Below are 14,821 nucleotides of genomic sequence, written 5' to 3'. Positions count from 1 at the left end.
CTAGTCGTGGACGGTCGTGCGATTTCGGCCGAGGTTCTTCGATTCGTACAGCGCCCGATCGGCTCGGCCGAGAGTGGTGCGGGCGGACTCGGTGCCCTGCCTACCCGCCACTCCCACCGAGATCGTCAGATCCGACGGCAGCTCGGCCCGGACGCAGTCGACGGCGGTGCTCAACTCGGCGACCGAGCCCGACGTGCACAGCACCGTGAACTCGTCGCCGCCGGAGCGGCTGAGCAGGTACTGCCGAGGCAGGCACGTGCGGAGAGCGGACGAGACGAGCTCGAGTGCGTGATCGCCTGCCGCGTGCCCGAAGTCGTCGTTGATCACCTTGAACCGATCGATGTCCACGACAGCGATCGCATCGATTCTCGAACTGCCTCTGGTGCCGGGCCGCGCATCCAGTTCACGGCTGAGCCGTCGCTGATTCGAGAGCCCGGTGAGGTGGTCGATCTCGGAGTTCGACGCCACGCTCTGTACCCACGCCGCAGAAATGGCGATCGCGATCAACACGAGCTCGGCGTTGATCACCAGCGCAGGATCGATCTCTCCCACCACGATGCCCAGATACGCGATGTAGAGCGCATTGAGCACGGTCGTCCGACGTGCGACGCGATGAGGAAGCACGATGAAGGCGGGCGTCACCAGCAGCAGTTGCAGAAAGATTCCGGACAGTGCGACGGTGTGCCCGCCCGCTGCGGTGCAGAACAGCGCGATACTGGTCAGTCCCGACAGGTGCATCATCAGATACAGGCGACGGGAGAGCACCGGTGCCGCGGCGATCATGTACACGCCCAGTCCGCACCACGACACCGCAAGGGCGAGCAGGATCGGAGCGGCCAGAGGACCTTCTGTCGCGATCGAGGTGACACCGACAAGGCCGCTGACCAGACAGTTGACGCCGGACGTACGAGCCACCGAGGCAGGGGAATACTGCCAGCCACTGTTCACAGGACGAACCTCTCGCACAGATCCCCACGACCTCGGGCGAGTTTAGCGCTGTGCGGGTGCAGGGACTCGCTTTACCAGCGCGGGCAGGTGTTCTGGAAGCTCGGATCGATGCTCTGCATGTATCCGGTGTCGTCGCGATCCCGGATTCCGCAATCGAGGTACTGCTGATGCAGCGCCGCCAGAGCATCCTCGTCGATCTCGATGCCCAGACCCGGGGCCGTGGGAACGGCCACTGCCCCGTCGACGAAGTTCAGGACACCCGGAACGATGACATCCTCGTCCTTCCACGGCCAGTGAGTGTCGCAGGCGTAGGTGAGGTTGGGCGTTGCCGCAGCGAGGTGCACCATCGCGGCCAGGCTGATGCCGAGGTGGCTGTTGGAGTGCATCGACAAGCCCATCTCGAAGGTCTCGCAGATTCCGGCGAGCAGCCTCGAACGCTGCAGACCTCCCCAGTAGTGGTGGTCGGACAGCACCACCTGAACCGAGTCCTTCTGTACGGCCGGCTTCAGGTGATCGAATGCGACGACGCACATGTTGGTAGCCAGTGGCATCTTCGCCTCCCGCGCGACTTCTGCCATACCCTCCAGCCCCGGAGTCGGGTCTTCCAGATATTGGACGATGCCGTCGAGTTCGGCCGCGACGCGGATGGACGTGTCGACCGTCCACGCCGCGTTGGGGTCGAGCCGAAGCGGCAGCTCGGGGAACGCTTCCCGTAGTGCCTTGATTCCGGCTATCTCCTCATCGGGCGGAAAGACACCACCCTTGACCTTGATGGCCTCGAAGCCGTACTTGTCGATCATCTTTCGGGCCTGCCGTACCAGACCGGCCGGGTCGACTGCCTCGCCCCACTCGTCCGGCTGTCCACCGGGATGCGCTGCCCACTTGTAGAACAGATACGCACTGAACGGAACCGAATCGCGAACCTTCCCGCCGAGCAGATCCGACACCGGCCGACCGAGCACTTTCCCCTGCACGTCCAGGCAGGCGATCTCGAACGGTGAGAACACTCGGTCGGTGGTGCTGGCCGTGGTGATCATTCCTGCCACGCCGTCTCCGCCGGTGATCGACAGCGTCCCCAGTACGGTGTCGACAGCGTCTCGAACGGCGTTGAGTGCGAACACATCCAGGCCGGTGATGGCCTGCGCGGCCGCGTCGAGTCGGGCGAGATGCGCAGTGTCGGCGTAGGTCTCACCGAGGCCGACGACACCGGCATCGGTGTCGAGCTGAATGATCGCGCGCAGTGCGTAGGGCTGGTGCACGCCGACGGTGTTGAGCAACGGAGGATCGACGAAGGCGATCGGGGTGATCCGAGCGCCGGTGATCAGGACCGGATCCTGCATCAGTGCACCGCGAGCTCGTCGGCCAACACGGCCCGGCCGGCGGCGACGATCGCGGTCAGTTCCTCGAGGTGCGGGGCACTGATGTCCACCAGTGGCGGACGAACCGGGCCTGCCTCGATCCCTTCCATCGTCACGCCCGCCTTGATGAGAGAGACGGCGTAGCCGGGAACCTTGTCGCGCAGGCGAACCAGCGGGTGGAAGAACTCGCGAAGCAGTGCGGCAGTGAGCTCGTCGTTGCCGCTGTCGAGCGAACGATAGAACGCCAGGGCCAGTTCGGGTGCGAACGCGAACGTCGCGGACGAGTACAGCGTGACCCCGATCGCGCGGTACGCCTGCTGCGAGACCTCCGCGGTGGGCAGACCGTTGAAGAACTGGAAAGACTTGCCCGACGGTTCCAGCGCGTCCAGCACCGCGCGGACGATGCGGCCGACCTGATCGAGATCTCCCGTGCCGTCCTTGAATCCGACGACAGTAGGCAGCTGCGCCACTTCGACTGCCGAGTCCTCGGTGAAGCGGGCGTTGCCGCGGTTGTAGACGATCAGCGGCAGATCCGATGCACCGGCAACGGCCTTGGTGTAATTGACCAGACCGGCCTGCGGCATCGTCACCAGGTAGGGCGGGAGCAGCAGAATGCCGTCAGCACCGTTCGACTTCGCGCTCGCCGCGAATGCCTTTGCCTGGGCGACGGATCCGCCTGCACCGGCGTAGACCGGCACGCGACCCGCGACGACGTCGACTGCGGTGCGCACGATCTTGCCGAACTCCTCGGTTTCGAGGGCGTGGAATTCGCCGGTGCCGCAGGCGATGAACACTCCACCGGGTCCGGCGTCGACCCCCTTCGCGATATGAGCGGCCAGCAGGTCGTAATCGACCTCGCCGGAAGCGGTGAACGGGGTGACGGGGAAGAACAGGACGCCGTCGAGCATGGGGATCTCCTCGAGAATGTGGGTGGGGTGGATCAGTCTTGGGTGAGCCGGCCGTCGATGCGGCGGAAGATCCCGTCGGGATTGCCGTCGGCAATTGCGCTGGGCAGCAACGAAGTCGGTACGTCCTGGTAGGAAACAGGACGCAGGAAGCGTTCGATGGCGAGCGATCCGACCGATGTCGTGCGGGAGTTGGACGTGGCGGGGAAGGGGCCGCCGTGCACCATCGCGTGGCCGACCTCGACGCCGGTGGGCCATCCGTCGAACAGGATGCGCCCGGCCTTGAGTTCGAGAACCGACAGGAGCTTGCCTGCCTCGGCATGATCGGACTCGTCGGCGTGCACGGTCGCGGTCAGCTGGCCTTCGAGCAGCGCGGCGACGTCCCGGACCTGCTGTGCATCGGTGCAGCGAACGATGAGGCTCGACGCGCCGAAGACCTCGGCCTGCGCGGCCTCGGAGGTGAGGAACGTGTCGGCGTCGGTGTCGAACAGTGCTGCGCGGCAGGCATTCGGAGCGTCCGTTTCGGTACCACGGGCGATCTCGGTGACCGAACCGGACAGCGTGGCGACACCGTCCGCGTAACTCGACGCGATGTTCGGGGTCAACATCGTGGTGGGGGTCGATTCCTGCACCGCCGTGGTGGCCGCGTCGGTGAAGGACTGCAGGCCCGGGCCGTCGACGGCGATCACGAGGCCGGGGTTGGTGCAGAACTGCCCCGAGCCCATCGTGAGCGATGCGACGAAGGCGCGGCCGAGTTCGGCCCCGCGGGAGGCGAGCGCGCCGTCCATGACGAACACCGGGTTGATGGAACTCATCTCCGCGTACACCGGGATGGGCTCGCGACGACCGGCCGCCGCGGCCACGAGGGCCGTTCCACCCGAACGGGATCCGGTGAATCCGACGGCCTTGATGCGCGGATCGGTCACCAGAGCGGTACCGAGTCCGCGGCCGGAGCCGAACAGGAGTGAGAATGTGCCCGAGGGCATTCCGGTGGAGGCCACAGCGTCGGCGATTGCTCGACCGACCAGCTCGGACGTTCCGGGATGGGCATCGTGTGCCTTGACCACTACCGGGCATCCAGCCGCTAGGGCAGAAGCGGTGTCGCCGCCGGCGACGGAGAAGGCGAGCGGGAAGTTGCTGGCCCCGAACACTGCAACCGGGCCCAACGGAATCTGCCGCTGGCGGATGTCGGGGCGGGGCAGTGGCGTGCGCTCGGGCAGTGCCGGATCGATGCGGGCACCGTTCCAACTACCCTCGCGCAGAACGGAAGCGAACAGGCGTAGCTGTCCGGTGGTGCGGCCGACCTCGCCGGTGATGCGGGCCAACGGGAGTCCTGACTCGGCAACGGTGCGCTCGATCAGAGTGTCGCCGAGAGCGGCGATGTTGTCGGCGATGGTCTCGAGGAACTGAGCTCGAGTCTCCGAGGACGTGGCCCGGTAGTCGGCGAACGCTTCGGCCGCTGCGGCACAGGCCCTCTCGACGTCGGCATTGTCTCCGTGCCCGTATGCGGGTTCGAGATCCTCGCCGGTGCTGGGGTCGACTCCGTGAATCTGCGTGCCGGCACCGAAGACCGGGACGCCGGCGATGATCATCCGGCCGGTGAGGTGGGTGGACTGTGTCGTCGACGCTGTCATGGGGTGACTCCTAGGGCTGTGGTGCGGTACGTGCGCTGACACCAGGGCGTGACCTGGCTCATAGATCACCACGCTAGAAGGCTGATCGATACATGTCCAAGTCGAAAAAAGTCGTATTTGATTCAGTCTCGGTATCGATGTTGCTGCCAGGCCCGATGAGCACCGGCTGGAGTTGCCGATACCTCTACTGCATCGGTCGATGCGCAGATGGTCTTGGACATGCATCGATCCTCGGTCCTACTGTTTCATGTGAGCCCAATCACTGGGTCGATCCATGCCTGTGCCGGTCACACTCGCGCACTGGTCGCGGGAAACCGCTCGAGCTACAGAACGGAGCGATCGATGCCGATCACTCTCCCGCCGACACCGGCCGTCGACTCTGCCGTTGCGAAGATATTTCGTCGAGTCGTCCCGTTGTTCATCATCATGCTGATCTGCAATCAGCTGAACCGATCGAATATCGGATACGCCCGTGAGTACCTGGAAGCCGACGTCGGTATCGGTGCTGCGGCATACGGATTCGGAGCAGGCGTCTTCTTCATCGCGTACGCGCTCTTCGAGCTTCCGAGCAACGTGATGATGGAGAAGTTCGGTGCCAAGATCTGGCTGACCCGCATCATGGTCAGTTGGGGCACCATCTCGTTCGCCATGGCCTTCGTCAACGGTCCCGAGATGTTCTACATCCTGCGGTTCCTGCTCGGCGCGGCCGAGGCCGGATTCTTCCCGGCCATCATCTTCTACTTCGCCAAGTGGTTGCCCAACAGCCACCGCGGCCGTGCCACAGCACTGTTCGTCGCCGGATCCTCGGTTGCCGCTGCGATCTCCGGCCCACTGTCGGGTCCGCTGCTCTCGCTCGACGGCCTCTTCGGAGCCCGCGGCTGGCAGTACCTGTTCGGCATCGAAGGTCTGCTGTCCGTGGTGGTCGGCATCATCGCCTATTTCCTCATCGACTCGCACGTCAAGGACGCGAAGTGGCTGACCGATGACGAGAAGCACGATCTGAACGCTGCCATCGCCGTCGAGGAAGCAGAGAAGGCGCGTACCTCCGGCATGGGCGACGGCCGGTCGCGCTGGAAGATGTTGCTCGATCCCAAGCTGCTGCTCTTCATCTGGATCTACTTCGCGATCCAGCTGTCGATCTACGCCAACACTTTCTGGCTCCCGTCCATCGTCCGGCGCATCGACGGAACCAACGACATCACCGTCGGCCTACTGTCGTCGCTGCCGTGGATCTGCGCCGTGTTCGCCATGTACTACATGTCCAAGATCGGCGACCGCACCGGAAACCGTCGACCACTGTTGATCATCGCGCTGCTCACCGCGGCTGTGGGTACGTTGGCGGCCGCAGTGGCGTCACCGTGGATTGCGCTGATCTTCCTGTGCATCGCAGCCATGGGATTCAAGAGCGCCAGCCCACTGTTCTGGTCGTTCCCGCAGTCGACTCTGCATCCGATGGTGCTCGCGGCCGCTATCGCCGTCATCAACTCGGTAGGCAACCTCGGCGGCTTCGTCGCACCGTTCGGCTTCGGATTGATCCAGGAAGCAACAGGTTCGGTGACCTGGGGTCTCTATGCGCTGGCCGGCGCGTCTGCTCTCGCCGCGCTGTCCGTTCTGCTCATCAAGAAGCCGCGCGGGGTGGTGGCCGAGACCGAGGGCCGGGACGCGCCCGTCACCCTGACCAAATAGCATTCGACATCACCGGCCGAGAGGGTCCGATCATGAACTCCAAGAACAGCACCCCCGTCGTGAGCGAGATGCGCGTCATACCCATCGCGGGCCACGACGACATGCTGCTCAATCTCAGCGGTGCGCATGCACCGTACTTCACTCGCAATCTGGTGGTGCTCACCGACTCGGACGGGCGCACCGGCGTCGGCGAAGTGCCGGGAGGAGAGGCGATTCGGCAGACTCTCGAGGATGCGCGCGTGCTGGTCGAGGGCAAGGGCGTCGGCCACTACAACGCGATTCTCGCCGAGATGCGTCGCGCGTTCGCCGATCGGGATTCCGGTGGCCGCGGGGCGCAGACGTTCGATCTGCGGATTGCGATCCATGCGGTGACCGCAGTGGAATCGGCGCTGTTGGATCTGCTCGGACAGCACCTCGGTGTCAGTGTCGCAGCACTTTTGGGGGACGGGCAGCAGCGCGAGAAGGTGCAGGCTCTGGGCTACCTGTTCTTCGTCGCCGACCGGAACAAGACCGACCTCGCCTACCGCGGCGCCGCCGACGAGGCCGCCGGAGCCGACGACTGGATGCGTATCCGGCACGAGGAGGCCATGGATCCCGAGTCGATCGTGCGCCTCGCCGAGGCCGCGCAGGCGCGGTACGGATTCCAGGACTTCAAGCTCAAGGGTGGAGCGCTGCCGGCGGCCGAGGAAGCCGCTGCGGTACGTGCATTGGCCGAACGCTTCCCGGAAGCGCGAATCACGTTGGATCCCAACGGCGGGTGGTTGCTGAAGGATGCGATCGAGACCTGCCGCGGACTGCGCGATGTGCTCGCCTACGCCGAGGATCCCGTGGGACCCGAGGGCGGCTTCTCCGGACGTGAGGTGATGACGGAGTTCAAGCGCGCCACCGGGCTACAGACAGCGACCAACATGATCGCCACCGACTGGCGCGAGATGGGCCACACCATCCGGTCCGGTGCCGTGGACATTCCGTTGGCCGACCCGCACTTCTGGACGATGGCTGGTTCTGTCCGCGTAGCGCAGCTGTGCGATGCGTGGGGTCTGACGTGGGGTTCGCACTCCAACAACCACTTCGACGTTTCACTGGCCATGTTCACCCACGTCGCCGCGGCCGCTCCCGGGACGATCACTGCCATCGATACGCACTGGATCTGGCAGGACGGGCAACGAGTCACCAAGGAGCCATTCACCATCGAGTACGGCTACCTCACCGTCCCCGACAAGCCCGGCCTCGGAGTGGAACTCGACTTCGAACGGATCGACGCGGCACACGAGCTGTACCAGAAGGAGGGGCTCGGTGCCCGCGACGACGCCATCGGCATGCAGTACCTGATCGAGGGATGGACGTTCGACAGCAAGCGACCGGCTCTGGTGCGATGAAGATCGTCGTCGGCGATCGGAATGTGCTGCCGCATCGTGAGCAGTTCGAGGCCGGGCTACCCATCGGCACCGAGGTCGTCTGGTGTGTTCCGTTCGACGAGAGTCGCGTCGTCGAGGAGCTTGTCGATGCGGACGTGTACGTCGGCGGCAAGTTCAGTGCGGCCATGGGTGCCGCCGCGCCGAGGCTGCGGATGGTGCACGTTGCCGGCGCGGGAACGGACAATGTCGACCGCTCCGGATTGGGGCGCGATGTGCAGGTGTGCAACACCTTTCACCACGAGCAGTCGATCGCCGAGTACGTCGTATCGGCGACGGTGATGCTGCGGCGACAGTTCCTGCAGCAGGACCGCGCACTCCGCTCGGGAGTGTTCGCCACCTCGGTCTACGACCCGAGAATCGCGCAACCTCTCTCGCTGAGCGGTGCTCGTATCGGATTCGTCGGTTTCGGGCACATCGGTAGGCGGACGTGGCAGTTGTTCCGGACCTACGGGGCGGTGGGGGCAGCGGTCACCGGTAGTGGACACGCACCGGACGAGGGTCTCGAGTGGCACTCCACGACAGATGATCTGGGGAAGCTGGCCGACTTCGCGGATGTCCTCGTGGTCTCTGCACCGCTGAACGAGCACACCCGCGGCATGATCGGTGCCGACGAACTGGGAAGGCTCGGCACCGACGGGGTACTCGTCAATGTCGGTCGTGGTCCCCTGGTGCAGGAACAGTCGCTGTTCGACGCGTTGTCACGCAAACGGATTGCCGCGGCCGCGATCGATGTCTGGTACCGCTACCCGGGTCCCGACGGGGTGGGAGAGCCGAGCTCGTTGCCTTTCCGCGATCTCGACAACGTGCTGATGACACCCCACTCGTCGGGCGTCACGCATCATACGTTCGTGGGCCGGGTCGGAGATATCGCGTCGAACATCGATGCACTGGCGGCATCGATCCGCCGGTAAACGGTGTTGGACGTGTATTGCGGGTCGAAATAGGCTGTGAAGCAACGTAATCGACGATTTCAGGAGTTGCAGATGACCGTAGACGTCGACAAGCCCACCAGCGGACTCTCTGCCCCGAATGCAGCGATCACGGCGCTGGCCCCCGGAGCCGCGAGCATCGACCGCATCGCGGAGGTGACGCTGTCCTCGATCGTGCTACCACTGAAGAATCCGATCAGCGACGCCAAGGTGCTCACCGGTCGGCAGAAGGCGATGACCGAGGTGGTCTTCCTGTTCGCCGAGATTCGTACCGAACAGGGGCATGAGGGAATCGGTTTCGGATACTCCAAGCGCGCCGGCGGACCCGCCCAGTTCGCGCATGCCCAGGAGATCGCCCCGGTTCTCATCGGAGAGGACCCGAACGACATCGGCAAGATCTGGACCAAGCTGGTGTGGGCCGGAGCCTCGGTGGGCCGCAGTGGCGTTGCCACGCAGGCGATCGCCGCGATCGACATCGCACTGTGGGATCTCAAAGCCAAGCGCGCCGGGTTGCCGCTGGCCAAGCTGATCGGGTCGTCACGAGATTCGGTGCAGACGTACAACACCTCGGGCGGGTTCCTGCACACTCCCATCGAGGAGGTCATGGAGAACGCTGCCACGTCGCTGGCGAACGGCATCGGGGGTATCAAACTGAAGGTGGGACAGCCGGATTGGCGTACCGACATCGCCCGCGTCACTGCGGTGCGTGAGTTTCTCGGCGACGATGTTCCGCTGATGGTCGACGCCAACCAGCAGTGGGATCGGCCGACAGCGCAACGTATGGGGCGAATCCTGGAGCAGTTCGACCTCGTCTGGATCGAGGAGCCCCTCGATGCCTACGACGCCGAAGGGCATGCGCAACTCGCCCGCAGCCTCGACACCTCGGTCGCGACGGGCGAGATGCTGGCCAGCGTCGGCGAGCACGTCCGCCTCATCGAGGCCGGTTCGGTGGACATCCTGCAGCCCGACGCACCCCGCATCGGCGGAATCACTCAGTTCCTCAAACTGGCCTCGCTGGCCGAGCACCACAACCTGCAACTGGCACCGCACTTCGCGATGGAGATCCACCTGCACCTCGCGGCGGTGTACCCCCTGCAGACCTGGGTGGAGCACTTCGACTGGCTCGACCCACTGTTCGACGAGCACCTCGAGACCCGGGACGGACGCATGCATCTGTCCGCACGCCCGGGTCTGGGCTTCACGCTCAGCGAGCAGGGTCGTTCGTGGACCGTCGCGAAGGCAGTGGTGCGCTGACGCGCAGGTGAGCGGAAACTCGACCCCTGCTACGAAGTTTCGTGCACGTGCCGCGAAGCGGCTCGTCCCACCGGTACTGTCTCCTGGGTGACAGACGCTCACCAGGCATCGCGTTGGTCCGCGATCTTCCGGCCCACGCCGGTCCGGGTCATGGCCACGGGATTCGCGCTCGCCATCGCGTTGGGTGCGGGTGTGCTGATACTGCCGGCGGCCACCGTCCCCGGCAGCGAGACCGGTTTTCTGCAGGCGTTGTTCACGTCCACCTCGGCTGTCAGTCTGACGGGTCTGATCGTGGTGGACACCCCGGTGTACTGGTCGGGTTTCGGGCAGGGCGTGATCCTGGGTCTGATCCAGATCGGTGGTTTCGGGATCATGACGATCGCGTCCCTGGTCGGTCTGGTTCTGGCCGACCGAATAGGACTTCGCGGCAGGCTCAATGCAGCCGCAGAGGTTCGTACATCGGGGCTGGGCGACGTTCGTAGCGTCGTTGTCGGTGTGTTCCGTACCAGTCTGATCATCGAGAGTGTCGTCGCGATCGCCCTGGCGGCGCGCTTCGTCATCGGGTACGACGAGCCTCTCGGTCGCGCACTGTGGCTGGGGACCTTTCACGCGGTCTCCGCGTTCAACAATGCCGGCTTCGCCCTGTTCAGCGACAACATGATCGGGTTCGCCACCGATCCGTGGATCTGTGTCCCGTTGTTGATCGCGGTCGTGTTGGGCGGCATCGGATTTCCGGTTCTCTTCGAGATCGCCCGCCGGGTTCGCTCGCGTGCTCTGGGGCGTCGGACCGGCCGGCGTTGGTCGCTGCACACTCGCATGACGCTGACCGTCACCGGGATTCTGTTGATTCTCGGACCGGCAGTCGTGCTGCTCTTCGAGTGGTCCAGAACCCTGGGCGAATTCGGGCTCCGGGACAAGATGCTGGTCGCGACGTTCCAGGGCGTCATGCCCCGCACCGCAGGGTTCAACAGTGTCGACTACGCCGACGTCGACAACGCGACCTTGCTCGTCACCGACGTCCTGATGTTCATCGGCGGTGGCAGCGGCGGCACAGCGGGCGGCATCAAGGTCACCACGTTCGCCCTCCTGCTGTTCGTCATCCTCGCCGAGATCCGCGGTGATCGTGAGGTGACGGTGTTCGATCGTCGGATCGACGCGCGAGTGCAGCGACAGGCACTGACCGTCGCGCTGATCGGGGTCGCATTGGTCATGCTGCCGGTCGTCGCATTGCTCGCCGGCACGAACTTCGACCTCGACGTCCTGCTGTTCGAGGTCGTGTCGGCGTTCGCGACGGTAGGCCTGTCCACCGGAATCACCGCACAATTGCCCGGCTGGGGTCAGGTGATTCTGATCGCCTTGATGTATCTGGGTCGTATCGGTTCCATCACCCTGGTCAGCGCTCTGGCCGCCCGCGACCGCGGCCGGCGCTACACGCTCCCCACGGAAAGGCCGTTCATTGGCTAGGAAACCATCCTCCGACGTCGTTGTCGTTCTCGGTCTCGGCCGCTTCGGTAAGTCGCTCGCCCTGGAACTGATGGACCAGGGGGTCGAGGTGCTCGGCGTCGACAGTGACGACGCCGTTGTACAACGCGTGGCAGACCGTTTGACTCACGCTGTGGTGGCCGATACCACCGACGAGGAGTCTCTTCGGCAGTTGTCGGTGCACGAATACGACCGTGCCGTCGTGGGCATCGGGTCCAATCTCGAAGCCAGCCTGCTCACCGCATCGGCACTGGTGAATCTGTCGCTGCCGACCATCTGGGCCAAAGCGCTCAGCAACGCGCACGCCAAGATTCTCACCCAGATCGGCGTGCACCACGTGGTCAGGCCCGAGCACGACATGGGCAAGCGCGTCGCCCACCTGGTCCGCGGCCGAATGATGGACTACATCGAATTCGACGACGGTTTCGCCATGATCAAGACCTCTCCGCCCGCTTCCATCATCGGAAAGAAATTGGGCGAGAGCGGGATACGAACCAAGCACCGTGTCACCGTCGTCGCGGTCAAGCGTCAGGGCGAAGGATTCACCTACGCCACGGCAGACACGGTGATCGGCGCAGGCGATACCGTCATCGTCTCCGGTCAGGTCCGAGACGCCGAGCGATTCAGTGAGTCGACCTGAGTGATTCCAGTGTCGCTCGCGCGCCCTGCTCCTGCAGAGACGACAGTTGTTTCGTGTACTCGGCGACGAAGCGCTCGTTGTCGATCAGATCCCCGAACACTGCGCGGTTCGCGATGAAGGCCGTGGGGTTCTCGCGCTGACTCTGCGCGATCGGCACCAGTGAATCCTTCAACTGGTCGACGATCTCGATGGGCTCGCCGGACTCGTCGACGGCCTCGGCGTAGCGAGCCCAACTGGCCACCACTGCGGTGGAGCGGGCGATCTCACCGCCGGTCTCGAGATTCTTGCGGATGACAGGCAAGAGCCACTTGGGAATTCGGTCCGAGGACTCGGCACACAGGCGCGCGACGGTATCGCGGATCTCGGGATTGGAGAACCGCTCGATCAGCGTCCTCTTGTAGTCGGTCAGATCGATGCCGGGGACCGGCTGCAGCGTCGGGGTTGCCTCCTCGTCCATGTAGGCGAGCAGGAACTCCGAGAACAGCGAATCCTGGCACACGTCGTGGACGAGGCGATAGCCACTGAGGTAACCGAAGTACGCGAGCGCCTGATGACTGGCATTGAGCAACCGCAGCTTCATCAGCTCGTAGGGGGTGACGTCCTCGACCACCTGCACGCCCACGTCTTCCAGCGGCGGACGGCCGAGGGTGAAGTTGTCCTCGAGCACCCACTGCGTGAACGGCTCGCCCGCGACGGGCCACTGGTCGTCGATGGCGTACCGCAGCGAAAGCTGTTCGGTCACTTCCGGTGTCGTGACCGGTGTGATGCGATCTACCATCGAATTGGGGAACGCGCCTTCTGCCTGGATCCAGTCGGCCAACGCCGGATCCTTCAGTCGCGCGAACGTCGTGAACGTCGACTGCGCCATATGGCCGTTGCCCTCGATGTTGTCGCAGGACATGATGGTGAAGGGCGTCATGCCGCGTTCCTTGCGTCGCGCCAACGCCTCGGTGACGAGCCCGAATGTCGTTGCGGGTACAGCGCCCTCGGCAAGGTCGGCAACGATTGCGGGATTGTCCGCGTCGAACTCGCCCGTCGTTGCGGAGAAGTTGTAGCCACCCTCGGTGATGGTGAGCGAGACGATCTTGGTCGTTTCGGCGGCCATCTTCTCGATCACGGCCTCGGCGTCGTCCGGCGCGAAGAGATACTCGACGATGGAACCGATGACACGGGTATCCCACGTGCCGTCGGAATGCTTGAGCGCCAACGTGTACAGGCAGTCCTGTGCGTGCATGACGTCGTTCATTCGTCGGTCACCGGGCAGTACCCCGACGCCGCAGATTCCCCAGTCCAGCGCCTGTCCCTGCTGCAGCAGGCGGTCGACGTACATCGCCTGGTGCGCTCGATGGAAGCCACCGACACCGAAATGCACGATGCCCACCGTCACCTCGGATCGGTCGTACGTCGGGACAGCGACGTCCTCGATGAAGTCGGCGAGGTTCTGCGAGTTCAACTTCATGCGTTGGTCTCCTTCGAAAGTCCTGGAATCACTACGGCTTTGATGCTTCCGGGTTGCCTGTCGGCGTTCAATGCATCCTCGACGCCATCGAGTCCGAACCTCGCCGTCACCATCGCGTCGAGATCCACCATGCCCGACGCCACCAGCGCTCGTGCGATCGGCCATGTGTTGGCGTAGCGAAAGACGCCGGTGAGCAGCAGTTCTCGGTTCTGGATCCGCGAGATCGGCAGCGGGTAGTCCGACCCGCCCATGCCGACGAGGACGACCGTGCCTGCGGGTCGTACGGCGTGGATGCCGTCGACCACGGCTCGGGCCGCACCGGATGCGTCGATGAAAGCGTCGACCGTCAGTGCGCGCACGTCCTCGGCGGCGGGGTCGAGTACGCGCGTCGCGCCGAACCTCTCCGCGTTGGCGCGGCGCGAAGCGTCGATGTCGGTGACGATGACCTCGGTGGCACCGAATGCGCGCGCGACCTGCGCGGTGACGAGCCCGACGGGACCTGCGCCCGCGATGAGCACGCTCGAGCCCGCGGAGATGCGTGCCTTCTGGGCCGACGCGATGCCGACCGACAGTGGCTCGAAGAGAGCTGCGGCCTCGTCGGAGATGTCGTCGGGGACGTCGTGGGCGAAGGTCGACTGGATCAGCACGTACTCCGCGAGCGCACCGTCGATGGGCGGCGTCGCGAAGAACTCCATGGCCGGGCACAGGTTGTAGCGGCCTGCCCGGGACGGTGCGCTGGTGGGATCGGGGCGCTGCGGCTCGATGGACACGCGCTGCCCGACGCGGGTGTCGGAGACCTCGGAGCCCACGGCCACGATGACGCCCGCTGCTTCGTGCCCGAGTACGAGCGGACCGTCGACGACGTAGTCGCCGATGTGTCCTTCGCGGTAGTAGTGCGCGTCGGAACCGCACACTCCGACTGCCGTGACCTGCACGAGGACCTCGTCGTGCGCGGGCGTGGGGACGGGCCGTTCTTCGAGTCGTATCTCCTGCACTCCGGTCAGGACGCTGGCCTGCATGGATTGTGGCACGGGTCGCTGGTGGCGAGGGGGTGTTGTGTAGATCACACCTTAATGTTAGCTTAGTGAGCAGATGAACACGAGTTGAG

The 14,821-nt window shown here is 64.7% G+C and carries 12 protein-coding genes; 6 read left to right on the top strand and 6 right to left on the bottom strand.

Annotated features, from left to right (window positions below; genetic code table 11):
- The 4 genes from CH306_RS06760 to CH306_RS06745 all read right to left on the bottom strand — a co-directional run bounded on the left by CH306_RS06760 (position 1) and on the right by CH306_RS06745 (position 4,845).
- The gene (locus CH306_RS06760) at positions 1–915 is read right to left on the bottom strand and encodes a GGDEF domain-containing protein (protein ID WP_143544424.1); all 915 of its coding nucleotides are present in this window, start codon (positions 913–915) and stop codon (positions 1–3) included.
- Positions 916–1,019: 104 nt separating this feature from the next.
- The gene (locus CH306_RS06755; RefSeq protein WP_094646084.1) at positions 1,020–2,288 is read right to left on the bottom strand and encodes a glucarate dehydratase family protein; all 1,269 of its coding nucleotides are present in this window, start codon (positions 2,286–2,288) and stop codon (positions 1,020–1,022) included.
- The gene (locus CH306_RS06750) at positions 2,288–3,214 is read right to left on the bottom strand and encodes a 5-dehydro-4-deoxyglucarate dehydratase (RefSeq protein WP_045197355.1); all 927 of its coding nucleotides are present in this window, start codon (positions 3,212–3,214) and stop codon (positions 2,288–2,290) included. Before CH306_RS06750 ends, CH306_RS06755 begins: the two co-directional genes overlap by 1 nt.
- Before the next feature lie 32 nt (positions 3,215–3,246).
- Complete coding sequence (locus CH306_RS06745) at positions 3,247–4,845, bottom strand: aldehyde dehydrogenase (NADP(+)) (protein ID WP_094646083.1); 1,599 nt, start codon at positions 4,843–4,845, stop codon at positions 3,247–3,249.
- A 342-nt stretch (positions 4,846–5,187) separates the two neighbouring features.
- Here CH306_RS06745 and CH306_RS06740 point away from each other — a divergent pair, with 342 nt between their 5' ends.
- The 6 genes from CH306_RS06740 (at position 5,188) to CH306_RS06715 (ending at position 12,254) form a co-directional block, all read left to right on the top strand.
- The gene (locus CH306_RS06740; RefSeq protein WP_094646411.1) at positions 5,188–6,531 is read left to right on the top strand and encodes an MFS transporter; all 1,344 of its coding nucleotides are present in this window, start codon (positions 5,188–5,190) and stop codon (positions 6,529–6,531) included.
- Positions 6,532–6,563: 32 nt separating this feature from the next.
- Positions 6,564–7,910: an enolase C-terminal domain-like protein gene (locus CH306_RS06735; protein WP_094646082.1), complete on the top strand. Its 1,347-nt coding sequence runs from the start codon at positions 6,564–6,566 to the stop codon at positions 7,908–7,910.
- Positions 7,907–8,860: a 2-hydroxyacid dehydrogenase gene (locus tag CH306_RS06730; protein WP_094646410.1), complete on the top strand. Its 954-nt coding sequence runs from the start codon at positions 7,907–7,909 to the stop codon at positions 8,858–8,860. The genes CH306_RS06735 and CH306_RS06730 overlap by 4 nt, the downstream gene beginning before the upstream one ends.
- 72 nt (positions 8,861–8,932) lie before the next feature.
- Complete coding sequence (locus CH306_RS06725; protein ID WP_094646081.1) at positions 8,933–10,132, top strand: L-talarate/galactarate dehydratase; 1,200 nt, start codon at positions 8,933–8,935, stop codon at positions 10,130–10,132.
- A 150-nt stretch (positions 10,133–10,282) separates the two neighbouring features.
- The gene (locus tag CH306_RS06720; protein WP_094646080.1) at positions 10,283–11,596 is read left to right on the top strand and encodes a TrkH family potassium uptake protein; all 1,314 of its coding nucleotides are present in this window, start codon (positions 10,283–10,285) and stop codon (positions 11,594–11,596) included.
- Positions 11,589–12,254 carry a potassium channel family protein gene (locus CH306_RS06715; protein ID WP_032396689.1) on the top strand — a complete coding sequence of 222 codons (666 nt, stop codon included), beginning with the start codon at positions 11,589–11,591 and terminating at the stop codon, positions 12,252–12,254. Before CH306_RS06720 ends, CH306_RS06715 begins: the two co-directional genes overlap by 8 nt.
- On the opposite strand, the gene CH306_RS06710 is transcribed toward CH306_RS06715, so the two are convergent.
- Positions 12,238–13,713 carry a mannitol dehydrogenase family protein gene (locus CH306_RS06710; protein ID WP_094646079.1) on the bottom strand — a complete coding sequence of 492 codons (1,476 nt, stop codon included), beginning with the start codon at positions 13,711–13,713 and terminating at the stop codon, positions 12,238–12,240. The two genes, CH306_RS06715 and CH306_RS06710, sit on opposite strands and share 17 nt — an antisense overlap.
- The gene (locus CH306_RS06705) at positions 13,710–14,732 is read right to left on the bottom strand and encodes an NAD(P)-dependent alcohol dehydrogenase (protein WP_094646078.1); all 1,023 of its coding nucleotides are present in this window, start codon (positions 14,730–14,732) and stop codon (positions 13,710–13,712) included. The genes CH306_RS06710 and CH306_RS06705 overlap by 4 nt, the downstream gene beginning before the upstream one ends.
- Between the last annotated feature and the right edge of the window lie 89 nt (positions 14,733–14,821).

The sequence above is a fragment of the Rhodococcus sp. 15-725-2-2b genome (assembly GCF_002259075.1).
Classification (GTDB): Bacteria; Actinomycetota; Actinomycetes; order Mycobacteriales; family Mycobacteriaceae; genus Rhodococcoides.
The sequence above is the reverse complement of the archived record's forward strand: the minus strand, read 5'-3'. Positions and strand labels throughout refer to the sequence as shown.

Excerpts from the sequence above, each read along its gene's own strand:
- CH306_RS06755 (WP_094646084.1), bottom strand. The coding sequence starts at position 2,288 with ATGCAGGATCCGGTCCTGATCACCGGCGCTCGGATCACCCCGATCGCC.
- CH306_RS06740 (WP_094646411.1), top strand. The coding sequence starts at position 5,188 with ATGCCGATCACTCTCCCGCCGACACCGGCCGTCGACTCTGCCGTTGCG.
- CH306_RS06725 (WP_094646081.1), top strand. The coding sequence starts at position 8,933 with ATGACCGTAGACGTCGACAAGCCCACCAGCGGACTCTCTGCCCCGAAT.
- CH306_RS06705 (WP_094646078.1), bottom strand. The coding sequence starts at position 14,732 with ATGCAGGCCAGCGTCCTGACCGGAGTGCAGGAGATACGACTCGAAGAA.
- CH306_RS06720 (WP_094646080.1), top strand. The coding sequence starts at position 10,283 with ATGGCCACGGGATTCGCGCTCGCCATCGCGTTGGGTGCGGGTGTGCTG.
- CH306_RS06710 (WP_094646079.1), bottom strand. The coding sequence starts at position 13,713 with ATGAAGTTGAACTCGCAGAACCTCGCCGACTTCATCGAGGACGTCGCT.
- CH306_RS06745 (WP_094646083.1), bottom strand. The coding sequence starts at position 4,845 with ATGACAGCGTCGACGACACAGTCCACCCACCTCACCGGCCGGATGATC.
- CH306_RS06735 (WP_094646082.1), top strand. The coding sequence starts at position 6,564 with ATGAACTCCAAGAACAGCACCCCCGTCGTGAGCGAGATGCGCGTCATA.
- CH306_RS06730 (WP_094646410.1), top strand. The coding sequence starts at position 7,907 with ATGAAGATCGTCGTCGGCGATCGGAATGTGCTGCCGCATCGTGAGCAG.
- CH306_RS06750 (WP_045197355.1), bottom strand. The coding sequence starts at position 3,214 with ATGCTCGACGGCGTCCTGTTCTTCCCCGTCACCCCGTTCACCGCTTCC.